General features: G+C 42.4%; 11 protein-coding genes and 1 tRNA gene. 6 read left to right on the forward strand and 6 right to left on the reverse strand.

The window, feature by feature from the left end:
• Positions 1 to 372 precede the first annotated feature (372 nt).
• Positions 373 to 1,578 (reverse strand): acetate kinase, encoded by a 1,206-nt coding sequence (locus tag O3603_RS08745; protein ID WP_288953590.1) that lies wholly within the window; start codon positions 1,576 to 1,578, stop codon positions 373 to 375.
• Between the two features lie 226 nt (positions 1,579 to 1,804).
• Positions 1,805 to 2,851 (reverse strand): phosphate acetyltransferase, encoded by a 1,047-nt coding sequence (pta, locus tag O3603_RS08750; RefSeq protein ID WP_315088251.1) that lies wholly within the window; start codon positions 2,849 to 2,851, stop codon positions 1,805 to 1,807.
• Positions 2,852 to 3,027: 176 nt separating this feature from the next.
• Here pta and O3603_RS08755 point away from each other — a divergent pair, with 176 nt between their 5' ends.
• Entirely contained in the window at positions 3,028 to 4,773 is a 1,746-nt protein-coding gene (locus O3603_RS08755) for a GNAT family N-acetyltransferase (RefSeq protein ID WP_371522253.1), read from the forward strand.
• A gap of 231 nt (positions 4,774 to 5,004) precedes the next feature.
• On the opposite strand, the gene cdaA is transcribed toward O3603_RS08755, so the two are convergent.
• From cdaA to O3603_RS08775, 4 genes are all read right to left on the reverse strand, one after another.
• Positions 5,005 to 5,778, reverse strand: a complete 774-nt coding sequence (cdaA, locus tag O3603_RS08760; RefSeq protein WP_314518762.1) for a diadenylate cyclase CdaA — start codon at positions 5,776 to 5,778, stop codon at positions 5,005 to 5,007.
• Positions 5,779 to 5,798: 20 nt separating this feature from the next.
• On the reverse strand, positions 5,799 to 6,641 hold the full coding sequence (folP, locus tag O3603_RS08765) for a dihydropteroate synthase (protein ID WP_371522255.1): 843 nt from the start codon (positions 6,639 to 6,641) through the stop codon (positions 5,799 to 5,801).
• 722 nt (positions 6,642 to 7,363) lie between these two features.
• The gene (locus O3603_RS08770) at positions 7,364 to 8,899 is read right to left on the reverse strand and encodes a RagB/SusD family nutrient uptake outer membrane protein (RefSeq protein ID WP_371522257.1); all 1,536 of its coding nucleotides are present in this window, start codon (positions 8,897 to 8,899) and stop codon (positions 7,364 to 7,366) included.
• A 25-nt stretch (positions 8,900 to 8,924) separates the two neighbouring features.
• Positions 8,925 to 12,008, reverse strand: a complete 3,084-nt coding sequence (locus O3603_RS08775) for a SusC/RagA family TonB-linked outer membrane protein (protein ID WP_371522259.1) — start codon at positions 12,006 to 12,008, stop codon at positions 8,925 to 8,927.
• Positions 12,009 to 12,341: 333 nt separating this feature from the next.
• Between O3603_RS08775 and murF the strand changes: the two genes are divergently transcribed.
• The 5 genes from murF (at position 12,342) to O3603_RS08800 (ending at position 17,087) form a co-directional block, all read left to right on the forward strand.
• Positions 12,342 to 13,664: a UDP-N-acetylmuramoyl-tripeptide--D-alanyl-D-alanine ligase gene (gene murF, locus O3603_RS08780; RefSeq protein ID WP_371522261.1), complete on the forward strand. Its 1,323-nt coding sequence runs from the start codon at positions 12,342 to 12,344 to the stop codon at positions 13,662 to 13,664.
• Between the two features lie 78 nt (positions 13,665 to 13,742).
• Positions 13,743 to 13,815 (forward strand) — tRNA-Pro (locus tag O3603_RS08785).
• Positions 13,816 to 14,333: 518 nt separating this feature from the next.
• On the forward strand, positions 14,334 to 15,320 hold the full coding sequence (locus O3603_RS08790) for an SPFH domain-containing protein (RefSeq protein WP_371522263.1): 987 nt from the start codon (positions 14,334 to 14,336) through the stop codon (positions 15,318 to 15,320).
• Positions 15,317 to 15,652, forward strand: coding sequence for a hypothetical protein (locus tag O3603_RS08795; RefSeq protein ID WP_009433917.1), 336 nt, complete (start codon positions 15,317 to 15,319; stop codon positions 15,650 to 15,652). Before O3603_RS08790 ends, O3603_RS08795 begins: the two co-directional genes overlap by 4 nt.
• Positions 15,653 to 15,674: 22 nt before the next feature.
• Positions 15,675 to 17,087 (forward strand): TFIIB-type zinc ribbon-containing protein, encoded by a 1,413-nt coding sequence (locus tag O3603_RS08800; protein ID WP_371522265.1) that lies wholly within the window; start codon positions 15,675 to 15,677, stop codon positions 17,085 to 17,087.
• Positions 17,088 to 17,119 lie beyond the last annotated feature (32 nt).

The raw sequence follows: 17,119 nt of genomic DNA on the forward strand, positions 1-17,119 counted from the left end.
TAAAAAATAATTTATTAGGGAGAAACAGAGCATAAAGGAAAATCTTTCTATATGTTTTATACAATATTGAGAATCATTGTTTGAAACTGATTTATTCCCTAGCTCATTTTAAATTTGATTTGCTGTCATATTTAGCATTTGAGATAAACGACTGGTTATAAGTCTATTCTGAATGAGAAAGTTATGACAACAATGACTGGGAAAACAAAAAGATAGACTGTAGCAAAAGTTCTTTTCCACATTTCTTCATCGTTGAATATAGCAATACAAGTAAGCTATGATAGAGATAGTGGATGGGGTCTTAGTATCATTGACCCACTTTTAATACAGTCTATCAACTAATATTCAATATCCGTAGGAAATCCCTAGATATTACTTCTTCAAGTCTTTAACAAGTTCTTGAGTATCACGTGCAATGACAATCTCTTCATCAGTTGGCACAAGAACAACCTTTACCTTTGAATCGTCAGTAGAGAGAATCTGCTCTACTCCACGTACTTCATTGCGCTTCTTGTCCAACTTGATACCAAGATACTCCATGTCTTGACAAGCATCCCAACGCAATCCAGTCTGATTCTCCCCAACGCCTGCTGTCCACACAATGATGTCTACACCATTCATAGCAGCAGCATAAGCACCGATGTACTTCTTAATACGATAAGTGTACATCTGCAGTGCTAAATGAGCAAGTTGATTACCTTCGTTATCAGCATTCTCTATGTCACGCATATCAGAGCTGATACCCGTAATACCCAACACACCACTCTCCTTATTCAAGAAGTCTGCCATTTCCTGTGGTTTCTTACCGAGCTTCTCCATCAAGTAAGTTACTGCAGAAGGATCGATATCACCAGAACGAGATCCCATCATCAAGCCTGCCAATGGCGTTAAACCCATTGAGGTATCGATGACCTTACCATTCTTGATAGCTGCAATAGACGCACCATTACCAATGTGACAAGTGATAATCTTCTGTGTCTTGATGTCTACACCTAACATTTCACATACACGTTGTGACACATAACGATGACTAGTTCCGTGGAAACCATAGCGACGAACATGATACTTCTTATAGAGATCATAAGGAACAGCATATAGGTAAGCATAATCTGGCATAGTGCTATGGAAAGCATTATCAAACACTGTTACCTGTGGTGTGTGAGGCATCAAAGCATCCACAGCACGCAATCCGCGCAAGTGTCCAGCATTATGAACTGGCGCTAAGTCTATAAGACTTTCAATACCTTCTTCTACTTCTTTTGTAACGATACAACTCTTCTCAAAGAGGTCACCTCCTTGCACTACTCGGTGTCCAACAGCGTCTATCTCATCAAGACTCTTTAATGCACCAATCTCTGGATCTAGTAACACTTTGAACACAAGAGCCACACCTTCTTTATGTGTAGGAAGGTCTGCCATGATTTGTTTCTTCTCACCATTAGGGAGCTTAACCTTTATGAAAGCCTCATCAAGTCCAATGCGTTCTACACCGCCCTGAGCCAACACTGACTCGTCTTTCATATCGTACAACTTGTACTTAATAGAACTACTTCCGCAGTTCAAGACTAATATCTTCATATTTTGATTATAGGAGTTAAAGGAGTAAAGGGAGTGAAATGGAGTTAAGGTAAATGTTCTTATTAGGGTAAAGCAATACCAATAAACGATTCACACGCAGATAAATATAACCCCAGAACTTACGCTCTTCCCTTCCTCTTTATTGATTACTTAATTACTTAGGAGTGTTCCCCTCTATACGGACGACTCCTCTCTCCATAGGGAGAGGAGCTGAGGAGAGGCTTCTTTATAGCTTTTTTGCATCTTGAGCTTGGCATGCTGTGATAGCTACCATATAATAGATATCATCTACACAACAGCCACGAGACAGGTCGTTAACAGGGCGGGCAATACCTTGGAGGATAGGTCCTATTGCCTTAGCACCACCAAGACGTTCGATTAACTTGTAGCCAATGTTACCTACTTCCAGGTTTGGAACAACAAGCACATTAGCCTTACCTGCTATCTCCGAACCTGGTGCCTTCTTAGCAGCAACAGCAGGGACTAGAGCAGCATCAGCCTGTAATTCACCATCAACCTTCAGTGTTGGGAACTTCTCCTTGGCTATCTTTGTTGCCTCAACAACCTTATCTATAATGTAAACACTCTTACCCGTCTCACGGTCGATAGCATCTTTTGCTGATCCCTTAGTAGAGAAACTCAACATAGCAACATGTGGGTCTTGGAAGCCAGCAACGCTCTTTGCGGTCTCGGCAGTAGTGTAAGCGATTTGAGCCAACTGATCGGCTGTTGGGTTAGGAGTAACAGCTACATCACCCATAACGACAATACCATTCTCACCATACTGCTGTTCGTGAGTGAGGATGAGCATAGCTCCACTCACACAAGTGATACCTGGCGCACATTTAATAATCTGTAAAGCAGGGCGAAGGGTGTCACCTGTTGTAGAGAGAGCACCTGATATCTGCCCGTCAGCGCCCTCTGTCTTAATAATCATACAACCCAGATAGAGATTATTCTTCGTCACCAACTCACGTGCCTGTTCGATAGTCATACCCTTTTTCTGGCGTAGTTCAGCTAGCTTAGCAGCATATTCTTCGCACTTAGGGTTATTCTCTGGGTCAACAATGGTCGCCTTGTCAATGTTCTTAAGCCCCCACTCTGTGGCGAGCTTATGTATGTTGGCGGGGTTACCAATGAGGATTAGATTGGCAATGTCATCGGCTAATACCCTGTCAGCCGCTCTAAGGGTTCGCTCCTCTTCTGCCTCGGGGAGCACGATACGTTGCTTATCGGCTTTAGCGCGTGCAACGATTTGCTCTAATAAATCCATAGTTCTTATTCTATTGTAATAATTGTACTTCGGTCTTTAAATTGTTTACCTGCAAAGATAGCTAAATTAACTCATAATCCCAAACAAGAGTCTTGTTTTATATCAGAAAAGAGCTATCCTCTTGGCTATCCCAGCTTTTCTACATATCTTTGTAGCCTAACCAGATTATAGACAACATGATTAAATTCCACGATGTAAAGACGTCTGATCGCGAACTAATACAAGGTTATACACTTTGTGGAGACCGTCAGAACTGTGATTTAAGCTTTGCAAATATCATCTCATGGAGGTTTCTTTATAACACACAAATCGCTGAAGTCGATGGCTTCTTAGTGTTCCGCTTTTATACAGGGCACCATCTCGCATACATGGCACCAGTATGGAAATGTGCATGGGATGAGGCTATGCGCGACCGATTCGCTGCCGTTGTCCGACAGATGAGGGACGATTCTATCACCTTAGGGCATCCTTTCTTAATGCTAGGTGTATGCAGTTATATGGCGGAGATACTAGAGACTACTTTCCCCAACACCTTTGACATCAAACCAGACCGTGACCACTTCGATTATATCTACTCACATGAAAAGCTCGCAACACTATCCGGTAAGAAGTTACAAGGTAAGCGAAACCACTGCAATAAGTTCCGTAAAACATTCCCAAACTACGTATATAAGGACTTAACAAAGGACATGATTCCAGAGTGCATAGCTGTGGAAGAGAACTGGCGAGAGGTTACAAAGGAGGATACTGAGGGCGATGAAGAATTATCGGAAGAGCTTCGTTCGATGACACGTGTATTCGATTTATGGGATGAAATCGGTGCTATCGGTGGCACAATATGGGTAGATGATAAGTTGATTGCCTTCACCTTTGGCGCACCTATCACCAACAAAGTATTCGATGTATGCGTTGAAAAGGCTGACACAACCTATGAAGGGGCGTTTTCTATCATCAATCAGGAGTTCGCCAGACACCTCCCTGAGCAATACGAATACATGAATCGTGAGGAAGACCTTGGTATTGAGGGCTTGAGATACGCCAAACTTTCATACAAGCCAGACATTCTTTTAGAGAAGAATGTGGTCATGGAGAAATATCCCTTGGCGCAAGAAGAGGATCAGCAACGCATTAAGGAGGAGACGATCAGCCTATGGCGAGATACTTTCCACGACGTGGAACCATTCATACAACTCTATTTCTCACGTGTATTCAAGCCCGAATTTAACATCACTTGCCAGGCTGATAAGCATACTGTTGCAGCCCTTCAAGCCTTGCCCTATACAATGAAATACTACGATGAGGAGGTGCGCACGGCTTATATCTCTGGTGTTAGTGTGCGTGAGGAGTACCGAAAGAAGAACATGGGAGGCAACTTGATGTCGCAAGCTCACTTCCAACTCTATCACAAGGGGGCTGTCTTTGCAACATTGATACCTGCCGAAGAGTGGTTATACGACTGGTATGAACGATGCGGATATGCACGACATATCATGGTAACGGCACCGCCTACTGATGTTGACAACATGGACTTTGATTCGTTCGACAAGTGGCAACGTTCCAAAGATTGCGTTCTATTGCATGATGCGGAGGGTTTCGATATTATCAAGGAGGACCATCGCATTGCGCTTTCTATCGACCCGAATGCTAAAAGACAAACGGAGAATATACAAGGAATGATACGTGTTATCAATGCAGAAAAGGCGTTGCAGCTTTATGCTCAACGGCATCCTAATCGCATAGAGAACCTCCGTATATACAATGACTCGGATATTCCAAAGAATAACATGTACTTCCAAATAAAGGAAGGGCACGTTTGTCATACGAATCAACCACTGCCGAACACACGTTCATTGACAATCAATGAGCTGGTAGACTATATCTTCAAGGATGACAAACTAGAGATGAATCTAATGTTGAATTAGGTTAGTTCGAATAGAAGAAGGCGTTTCCTCATTACAAGGAGACGCCTTCTTCAAAACAAAGAAACGCCCTTCTCGCATTGAGAAGGGCGTTTCCTTATTTTCGTTCCGATGGTTCAATCTAACGAATCAATACCTCGTTGCACACCGACCCATCCTCTACTTTCATACAGACGTCTGTCTCGCAAGTTACTCCTCCCTATTCGGAGAGGTTGGGTGGGGCTTACTCTGAATTTAAGACAGCACCATCTCCTTTGTCAAGATACTCTCCAGTTGTTCGGCAGAAAGGCGCAGTTGGAACTCACCATGCATGGCAACACTAATGCGACCAGTCTCTTCTGAAACGATGATAGCCAATGCGTCCGAATCTTGTGAGATTCCCATGGCTGCACGGTGACGCAGACCTAACTCCTTAGGAATATCTTGCTTGTGGCTTACTGGCAATATACATCCTGCCGCCTTAATGCGTTGTTTGGAGATAACCATCGCTCCGTCATGCAGAGGCGAGTTCTTGAAGAAGATGTTTTCAATCAGTCGTTGATTAATGCGAGCGTCTATCAAGTCGCCAGTCTCAACTATGTCTTCCAACATCACACCCCGTTCTATAACAATCAAAGCACCCACCTTGCCACGACTCATACTCATGCAAGCCATGACGATAGGCATAATTGTTTCCTTATCAACCTCCTCCTTGTTTGCTCTCGTAAATAGTTTGATAATGTTTTTTACCTTCCGATGTGCGCCAAGACTATACAGGAAGTGGCGTATGTCTTCTTGGAACAGAACGATAAGACCAATGACTCCCACCGAAACCAGCTTATCAAGGATACCACCTAAAAGTCGCATCTCTAGCACCTGACTGACAATGAGCCATAGGATAACAAACAACATAATTCCGATGAAGATGTTCAGTGAGCGTGACTCCTTCATCACACGATAAATATAATAGAGCATCAATGCCACAAGCACGATGTCGATTACATCCTTTATACCAAATGGGAAAAACATAAAAGAAAAGCTTTATTATTTCACTTTACAGTATTTTGTCGCATTGCACCAACTATTTTAACAGCTTCAACCGCCTCACGAACATCGTGCACTCGCAGTATGTTTGCACCTTTCAGTAGGGCGATTGTGTTCAAAATGGTTGTTCCGTTCAGACTTTCAGCCGCCGTAATCCCCAAAAGTTGATGAATCATTCGCTTCCTACTAATGCCTACAAGGATGGGAAGTTCCATTACTTGCAACCGTTCCATGACGCTCAATAGCTCGTAATTGCCCGCTACAGGATCCTTACCAAAGCCGAAACCAGGGTCGAGAATAATGTCTTTTTGCCCCAAAGTGCGCAATTCTTGCACCTCACGAGAGAAGTCGATAAGCATGTCATGAAGGTTAGCTGCGGTAGACATAAGGATATAAGGTGCCCCAAGTTCGGCTACTGTACGGAACATTTCAGGGTCTTTACCTTCCTCAACATCGTTGATTATATCTGCACCGAACTCCTCAATCGTCCTTCGGGCAATATCAGCATGGAAAGTATCAATGGACAGTATGGCATCAGGCTCGGCTTCTTTGACAATCGGGAGAGCAAAGGCTAATCGCTGCATCTCCTCTTCTGCACTGACAACAACGCCTCCTGGACGTGTTGAACAGGCTCCGATATCAATAATCTTAGCCCCTTCAGCAACTATCTGATGGGCTCGCTGGCGGATAGCCTCAGCCGTTTGCACTCGACTATTAGCATAGAATGAGTCGGGCGTAACGTTCATAATTCCCATCACCAGCGGTTCGCCCAAGTCGATGAGTTGCCCACGAACGTTGATAGTATAGCTTATGGGCGTTCCATCACCCAATGTTTTCATCTTCTCCATAGGCACAAAGGTAATGTAATTATTGCACATTTATATCAGAAAAGGGCAACCTTTTTAACGAAAAGCATAAGTTTCAGTAGGCAAACAGACGATAGTTCCAATGCTTTTCACCAACGATTCAACTTCAATCGAACGTTCAGAAAGGGCGAAAAAAGCATTCGACCCAATGGTATAGATAGGACGAAACCTGCGGAAATAACCTACTACATTTGTAAAGAAATACTGCTAAAATCTATGCTTATAACTGCGTTTTTATCGAAGAGCACCCTCCTTTGGGTCAAATACGCGCGTTTTGACGAAGTTTGCAAACAATCGTATAACTCATTAATAACCAACGTTTTACGTAAATCTTACATTCTTTTCAATCGAAAGTAACCGACCATCAATGGAAAAAATAACCTATTTTTACCTAAAAAGTACGTACTTTTCACCCAAAACGTATATACGTTTCACTAAAAACGGATATACATTTCACCAAAAACGTATATACGTTTCACCAAAAACGGAGGTACGTTTTCATAAAAACGGAGGTACGTTTTCTAAAAAAGGTATATACGTTTTTATTTTGAAGAATATCGCTTCCTATTTGGCTCTATATTGATAATTCCGTTTGTAAAAGATATTCATTCCATACGATAGATATAATAGACAAGAAAAAAGGATGTGCCCATCTAGGCACATCCCTCGCATTTATATTAGTTTGTTAAGCGACTCTGAACGGGTTATTGACCATAACCATCGTTCTGCTTAATATTCTTGTTTGCATCTATCTCATAGCTTGGTATAGCTGCAAGAGCTTTGAAGTAATCGCGGTTGTAACTACGCACATCTGCTGGGAGAACAGCGCTCCAACCACGGTCGGATTCGTTAGTATAACGTGTGATAGTCTCATTGTTGCGTATTGCATCAAAGAAACGTTGACCCTCACCAACGAGTTCCTTACGGCGTTCGAGTGATATACGAGCGGCTGTAATAGTTGACGCTGTTACCAAACGAGACGCATCCGACGTTCTATTCTTCAATAGATCATTCAAATACTGGACTGCTTTTGCAGTGTTACCATCCTTAAATGCAGCTTCAGATGCTATCAGATAAACCTCTGAAAGACGTAATATTGGCACGCTAGCATAACGAGGATCACCATTGTAAGCAGGCATCTTGTTTAGATAAACCTTTGCGCCATGGAATATGTTTTTAGTGTCATTGCTAGGTGCAAGGAACACATCTGCGCGCACGTCGTTAGGGTCTTGAGCCAGAAGAGCAAGGAAGTTCTTGTTGGCAACAGCCTCACCATAACCAGGAACATCAGGACGATTCTCTGCATATAGATAGGCTATACCCTCACGGTCATTCCAATCATTTGTGTTGGTAACAGGTATCTCGAAAAGCATCTCTTTGGCGTGTGCTGCATCGTCTTTCTTCCATGCATTCACATACTCAGAGATTGTCCATAGACTCTTACCAGAGTTGTTGATAACATCTTCAGCAGTACTGAGAGCATTTGCCCAATCGCCCTTTGTCAAGTAAACACGTGCTAAGAGAGCCTTTGCAGCATAGAGACTAACATAACCAGAAGTAGTCTCTGATGGGAGCTTACCAGAGCTAATTGCTTCGGTCAAGTCCTTTATAACTTGAGCATAACACTCTGCAACAGTACTACGAGCAGGCTTAACATTTGATTGTAAAGAACTTGTTACCAGTGGAACTCCTAGCGAGGCACCATTGTCCTCTGTATAGGTCTTACCATAAACACGTGTCAAATCGAAAGTCGCCATAGCACGTAGAACCAATGCTTCTGCACGATATTGTGCTATCTCATCAGCCGCCTCAGTTTTATCAGACAACTTACCACCATCGGCTGCCTCTATGATTCGGCAAGCACGACCTATCACTGCATAAGGAGATTGCCAGATTGCTTCCGAACGATCAAAGTCGGATGCTGTGGTGTAAGACATCTGATAATAGAAGTTCGCACGGTTACTTCCGTAAGTTGAATTATACACTAAGTCTTCACCATGCAACTCGCCATATAGGAACATTTGCTGACCATAGTAATCGACCATTTTACTATTTCCTTTAAAGACAGCATACATACCCGCACGAGCCGAAGCAAGGTCACTACTACTCTGGATGGCTGTCTCCGCAGGGACAGAATCGGCTGGTTTCTGCTCAAAGAAGTCGTCACCACATGATGACATACCCATCAGGACTGCACCTGCGAGCATTAAGCCGTATATGTTTTTATTGTATTTTCTCATAAACAAAAATTCTTCAATTAATAATTTAGAAGCCTAACTCAATACCGAAAGTGAATGTTCTTAAGGCTGGAGTTTGGAATACACATAGACCATCTACTGGCATCTCTGGATCAACATAGAGGTTCTTTGACTTCAATGTGAAGAGATTTGATGCTGCAAAATAGACTCTTGCCTTATTCAAACCAAGTCTAGATACCCAGTTATTAGGTGCTGTAAGACCAAGTGTTAAGCTCTTCAAACGCAAGTAATCAGTAGGCATTAACCAACGAGATGACTCAATCGTTGGGTTGTTTCCGAATTGGAAAGCAGGGAGACTAGCCTTTGTGTCGCCAGGACCTGTCCACATCTTGTCAATATCATAATAGGCTGGGACAGCACCACCATATAGGAAGTTACCACCATTACTATGCTGCCATCTAGCTGCATCGTAAGCCTTTCCACCGAAAGAGAAGGTGAAGTTCAAACCGAAGTCGATAAACTTCCATTTGATATTATTCGTCAAACCACCTTCTATAGTAGCCTCGTGGTCACCTACGATAACCTTCTTTGCAGCTGCAGGGTCAGTTGTTGTCTTGCGCGCATTAGCTGTACCATCATTGAGATAATAAGCTTCCTTACCAGTAGCAGGGTCTACACCAGCATACTCAAGAGCGTAATAGCTGTAATAAGTGTGACCCACCTTGTGAATCAATCTACCACTGATTACCTCATCCTGACTACCATTGAGCTTAGTAATCTTATTGTGGTTATGACCGAAGTTCAACATGGTTGTCCATGTGAAGTCCTTTGTGTTAACGTTATTACTTTGTAGCGTAAACTCGTAACCTGTATTGCGTAAAGAACCAATATTCATTGGTGTTGTGGTCTTATAAGTCTCTCCGTCATAATAACCAGGTACAGCTGATACAGGGAGATCATAGATAAGATCTGATGTTGTACGTGTGTAATAATCGAAAGTCAAAGAGATTCGATCAAAGAAGGTAAGGTCTAAACCAACATTGAAAGCACGGTTCTTCTCCCACTTCAAGTCAGGGTTACCAATACCAACGATACCCATTCCAGACTGACCATTATAGTACTCACCGAAGTGATAGAGGTTCAAATAAGCATAAAGACTAGTTGGCAATGTTCCATTCACACCATAGCTGACACGCAACTTACCATCACTTAGCACGCTCTTAGCTGATTCCATAAACTTCTCAGCACCGAATCGCCATGCACCAGATACTGACCAGAAGTTACCCCAGCGGTTAGCTTTTGCCAAACGACTACTGCCATCGCGACGGAAACTGACACCTGCATAGTATCTGTTATCGTAGTTGTAGTTCAAACGACCTAACCAACTTGCCATCGTGTAGCCTGTTGCATTACTAGAACTACTCGTCGTTCCAGCATTAGAAAACTCATAAAGAGAACCAGGATAATTGGTTCCTTGGAGATAATTGTACTTGTAGGTGTACTTTTCTGTCTCGTATCCAAGAAGTGCATCAAGGTTATGTAAGCCGAAAGACTTCACATAAGAGAGCTGCGTCTGACCATTTAATTGAGTAATACCACTCACTACACGCTGTAGAGTACCACCAGGGGCACCATCGTTAGAGAAGCGATCCCAGAGTACATTCTCTACTGATGAAGTATAATCATAAGTGAACTTCTCACTCAAATGGAGTGCATCCCAGATGTTCCAATCGAGCTTCAATGAGTTGAAAGCACGTCTTACGTCGTTCTTATCACTTGAATGCTTGTATTCATAGAGAGGGTTGAGCTGTACGTAAGAACCAGTTTGAGTACCTGGAGCCAATGTGCCATCAGGAAGATAAGCAATGGCTGAAGGACTATCAAAGAATGCATAGTGAGCGATAGAACTTGTATAAGAAGTTCCCTCATTAGCCATCTGCTGATTCATCTTAGAGAACAAACCAGAGTAAACCAAAGTAAATCTTCCGAACTTATGAGTAAGGTTGGCATTACCTGTGAAACGCTCCAAGCCTTGGTTCGCAGTGATACCTGTCTGCTTCATATATGACAAAGAAGTATAGAACTGGGTGTTATCACTACCACCACTAAGGCTTATTTGATAGTTCTGATGGTGTCCCGTCTTGAAAAGAAGATCCTTCCAATTCGTCCAACCATAGATTGGTTTGTTATTAGCATCGTATCCTACGACTGGTTTAGCAGCGTAGTCATCAATCTGATCCTTAACGAATGCAGCTGCATCAGCCTTTGATTTGCCCTCTTTATATATGGCATAGTTCTCCAAACCACGTGAGAGAACAGCACGACGAGCGTCACCATCCAACATTGGACGATAATTGATAGCCATGTTAGAGAAGCCCCAGTCACTACGGAAGTCTACATGCGTCTTACCCTTCTTACCGCTCTTGGTTGTGATGACTACCACACCATTGGCAGCACGAGAACCATATAAAGAAGCTGCTGCAGCGTCCTTGATGACGGTGATTGACTCAATATCATTACTATTCAAAGTGGATAGAATGTCCGTACCAGTATCATTGAACTGACCTTGACCGAACGCATTAATATCACCAGATACCATTGGTGTACCATCAATGACATATAATGGATCATTGCCAGCATTGATAGATCCCATACCACGAATACGTATATTGCTTACAGCACCAGGCGCACCTGATGAACTAGTAACCGTTACACCAGGAACAGAACCAGATAGTTTATCCTGCACAGAGGCTACTGGTACGTCTGCTAACTTACCTGGATCTACGTTTGCCGCAGCACCTGTAAAGCTAGATTTCTTAAAGTTTCCGTATCCTGTAACGATAACTTCATCGAGAGAGCCAGCGTCTGGCTTCATCACAACCTTCATTCCATTCTTTACAGGAACAACGACAGTCTTGAGTCCAACATACTGTACTCTTAACTGATTCTTACCCTCTGGAACCGAGAGATGGAAGTTACCATCAATATCGGAAACAGTACCCATTTGTGTCCCAACAACGAGTATGGATGCACCTACAACAGGCTCTCCATTCTCAGAAGACACAACAGTTCCTGAAATCTCTGACTGTGCCAATGCTACGCCTAAGCATAGGAACAGACCCGCTAAAACCATTGATAATCTTTTAACCATAAGCTTAATCTATAAAATATGACTATTTCCTATTAAATAAGTGCAAAGGTATAAAGAATTACTTAACAAACCAAAACATTTGTAACTAAATTGTACTTTAAACTCAAATAACGTTACGAAACAACATAAATATTCAATTTATAATAACACTTCAAAGCATTACTTACATCATAACCATTACACCTTATATATATAGGACACCGATAGTCTGCATCCTCGACCACGCTTAACACGGATGAAGAACAATGATAATCCATCTGTTAAAAAGCCTCTCTTTACTTTGTGTTGTCTGCCTTTTAGACTATCTTTGCACCATAGAATAAAGTTGAAATCATGGATATACAGGAGATTTACAAGATTTATTTAAGTCACCCAACAGTGACCACTGACAGCAGAAACTGCCCTGAAGGAAGTATCTTCATAGCACTAAAAGGAGCATCATTCGATGGTAACAAGTTTGCAAAAGCTGCTTTGGACAAAGGTTGCAGCTATGCTATTGTTGACGAAAAAGAATACGTTGATACCACTGATGAGCGTTTTATTTTAGTTGATGACGCACTCGTTACTTACAAAGAACTAGCACGTGAACACAGAAGACAATTCTCCATCCCCGTCATTGGAATTACTGGAACGAACGGAAAGACCACCAGTAAAGAGCTTATCTCTACTGTCTTGGCAGAGAAATATAAGGTTCATCACACCGAAGCAAACTACAATAATGATGTGGGTGTGCCTCGCACATTGCTCGGAATAGGCTCTGATGATGAGATAGCTGTCATCGAAATGGGAGCATCACACCCTGGGGACATTGAGAAACTAGTAACTTATGTTGAACCAACCTGCGGTTTGATAACGAATGTTGGTCGTGCTCATCTACAGGGATTCGGCAGCTTTGAGGGCGTAAAACGTACCAAGGGGGAGCTTTACGACTTCTTAAAAGCACATGACGCCTTACTTTTCTTGAATGAAAGCAACGCCGATCTCACAGAAATGGCGGCACAACGTGAATTCGACCGCATTATCACTTATGGTCAAGATGATACTGCCGACGTACAAGGAAAAGTAATCAACTGTGCTCCATTCCTCAAATTCGAATGGCAGTCATCAAGCCTTAATAAGCAGCAACCTGCCAATACGATATACGAAGTACAGACTCATCTCATTGGTTCGTACAACCTTGATAACATGTTAGCAGCTATCACCATCGGTCTACACTTTGGTGTAACTCCACAGCAGATAAACCATGCCTTAGAGAATTATATCCCTCATAACAACCGTTCACAGCTCACAGAAACAGCTCACAACAAGCTCATTGTGGATGCTTATAACGCCAATCCTTCCAGCATGGCAGCGGCTATTGAGAACTTCCGACTTATGGAGGTTGAACACAAGATGGCTATTCTCGGAGACATGAGAGAGCTTGGCGCAGCTTCTGCAGAGGAACATCAAAAGGTTGTTGAACTACTCAAAGCGGCAGGCTTAACCAACGTATGGCTTGTTGGTGAGGAATTTCAAAAGACTAACACAGACTTCCGTAAGTTTAAGGATGTTGATGAGGTAAAGGCTGAAATAGCTCTTCATCGACCAGAAGACCATTATATCCTTATTAAAGGAAGCAATGGAATAAGACTCTTCGAACTGCCCAACTTGCTCTAAACATATCATAAAAAGAGCATAAAACATTGCACTAGTTCCGAAAAATTAACTACCTTTGCAACTGCTTGTAAAGGCTATCGGGATGTAGCGCAGTTGGTAGCGCACTACGTTCGGGACGTAGGGGTCGCCAGTTCGAATCCGGTCATCCCGACTCGAAAAGGGGAAGAACTATGATGGTTCTTCCCCTTTTTTGAGCCTCCTAACAACCTCCTCACTACCCCTCCCAGCCTCCCCAAAGGGGAGGAGCGCCTAACGGAAGCTAACCATGGGATGGTTGGTTGATGTGTAACAAGGCAATGCTCCGGTAGTCGGAAACGCAGAAGACAAAACAAGTAAACGCCCTCTTCGCTTTGAAGAGGGCGTTTACTTGCAATGAAGAAAGCCTCTCTTTGATACAAAGGAACGCCCTCTTTGAATCCTCTCCTAGCCTTCCTCAAGGAGAGGAGTACCTAACGAGAGCTAGTTCGGAAAGGCTATATCCCACACAACAAACAACTTGTTTACTTGTCAACTCGTCAACCCGTCAACTCAAATAAACCCTTCATTCTTTAGAAATCTCTTGCTGTTTTCAATACAATTCATTATATTTGCAGGGTATTAAGAGGTTTAACTACAACGTCTTATACGATAATTTGAAATACATTTTACTGACAAGTAACAACAGAGGCTATGGGTATAAAGAACTTATTTAAACGGCAATTAAGAAGTGTCATAGAGTGGAAAGAGCAAGACAGCAAGCTACTTTTCCATCAGTTGGAAACAACAACTGATGAAATAAAGGACGCTAGTAAACTCATTATTGCACCTGGTCAGGGTTGCATTATCGTCTATGATGGACAGGTGAGAGCCACACTTACAGAACCAGGAGTGTATGAGATGGAGTCTGACAACCATCCTTTTATCACCACATTGCTTAACATCTCTCAGCAAGCAGAGAGCGACCATAAGATGAGGTTCTACTTCTTCCGTACAGCGGAGATGGTGAACATCCTTTGGGGAACTGCTTCGCCAGTGAAATACATAGAGCCTGATTATCAATTACCAGTGGCTCTCGGGGTTTGTGGAAACTTCTCTGTAAAGATACAAGATGCGTCTCAAATGTTCGTCACACTGCTTGGAACGGTCGCAGACTATTATGCAGAGGATGTGCAAGAACTCGTATCTTCACGTATTGTGACGCCACTCACAGCCTTTCTTGCAGTCAAAGCCTACCCTTACCGAGAGGTGGATACCCACATAGGTGAGCTTTCTAAGGAGTTACAAGAGAAGACTTCAGAGGAGTTATCACGATTGGGTTTGGAGCTAACTGACTTCCGCATTACTTCTGTTACATTCGATGACGAAACGATGGAACGCATTGGTAGGATTGCAAACATGACTACTGAGAAACATGCAGCAGCCGAGGTAGACCTTGATTACACTGGATTGCAAAAGTTAGGAGCCTTACGTGATGCTGCAAAGAACGAAGGTGGACTGGCAGGAGCAGGCTTGCAAATGGGAGCCGGACTACAGTTAGCACAAGACATATTCAAGTCGGGTGATGTTAATAGTGACCCTACTCTACGCCTACGAAAGCTCAAGAAACTCTTAGATGAACAACTCATCACTGCTGAAGAATACGAACAAAAGAAGAACGAAATACTTTCTAAATTATGAATAAAGTCTTAATCCCCGCCATAGCTGTCCTCTTTGTCAATATCATTGCAGGTCTGGTTCTATCAATCTATCCATTGGTAAACATGCTCTACACAAGTGTTGCCATTATAGTCAACACCCTATTGGTTGTAATGTTGTTTGCCCTTGGTGCAGAGCGTTCGCATCGTTTGAGCCTTGGTATGCTCTTCCTCTTAGCAGGAATCATAGAGTTTGTTAGTGGAATGATAGCACCGAGTGGCGTAAAAGACAACTGGTGGATTATCCTCTTCGCTATCTTTACAGCCATAGAAGCTATCTTGTGTTATCTAACCATACATTATAAGAAACAATAAAAAGTACTGATTGAGTTATACAATGTCAACAAAGATAAAACCAATAAAGTGCCCAAACTGTGGTAGCGAGAAGCATGTTCAACTGGATGAAAAGCGCTATCAATGTAGAAATTGTGGGACGGAATACTTCTTGGATGACGATGATATAACCATTAATGTCAAGCATAATTTCGAATACGAAAACTTCACGCAGCCCAAAGAAGAGCCCCGCGTCACCATGAGCAATGTGATAAGAAACCTAGCGGTTGTACTTATTGTCTTTCTCTTTCTGTATGCAGCTAAGCACTTTTGGGGCGGAGATATCAAAGTAAGTAAGCTCTTGGGTGTAAGTGATCTATTCTCTGTCGACTCCGTAGAGGTGACAGATGACTACGATGCCATCTACCCTATGAAGCATAAAGGACGTATTTGTTTCTTCTACGTAACGAATCGTAGGTACGATTACGGGCTTAACGATGATAAGACCTTAGTAGATGGTCACTATTATGGATTCGTCGATGCGCAGACTGGACAAGTGTTAGCTGATAAGCTCCTCATCAGTGACGATGAGAGCAAAAGCCTTGAGATGTACTCGTTTGATGAGCTTAAGTTGCAGCATCTCCCGCAAGCAAATAAGTGGTTATGCCTCATTCCGAAGCAGTTTATCTATGAGATTAATCCGCAAACACTCACGATGAGTAATGTCACAAATACTATCTTTGCTCATAAGGAAGCAATGTCAAGTGGAATCTCATCTGTGAATTTTATCTCTCGAACAAGCCATTTCTTTGATTTTTCATTAGAGGGAGATGAGGGCTTAGAAATATCTAATAACTTGGCAGAAGTTTACTATTACTTCCCTGCCACAGACCATCTATATACAGAAGAAGCCTATAATTACGCAAAGGAACTACCATCATCTGAATTAAAAGGAGAGATGCGTGATAGCGTATTATACATATTAGAAATCAAGAAGTCTAATGCCTCTTCAAGCAAAGAAAGTCAAAACAGACTAACAAGAATACAATTCACGTATCACCTTGGGAATCCTAAATACCTTAGCAATCCCTCAAACAAGAAATACGATTTTGTGGCTGAAGACATACAAGTGGTTAGTAGTCAGCAAATATCAGATTGGTTCACAGGATTCGATGCAGAGCTCATTTATCAAGATTCAAAGTATTTATGTATTGAGTATAAGGCAAATATCTCGAAAAATGCACCAACGATTCTTCAGCTAAGAAACACTAATGGAGGAATCCTTTGGACACGCTCTCTTGATTGTCCAATAAAGATTGGTGGTGTTCTACGAGACAATCAGAAGATATGGTTCAGAGCAACAAGAGAGCACACTGATCGCTACGATGATGAATATATCATAAGCCTTACGTTAAAAGGAGGTAACATAAAATACGAATACAAGTTTGCAACTAGTCACAACGTAAGGAAGCAATAAGTAGATATAACAAATACAGAAAAAGCAATACA

It is taken from the genome of Prevotella sp. 20925_1_30 (assembly GCF_041433025.1).
Taxonomy (GTDB): Bacteria; Bacteroidota; Bacteroidia; order Bacteroidales; family Bacteroidaceae; genus Prevotella; species Prevotella vespertina.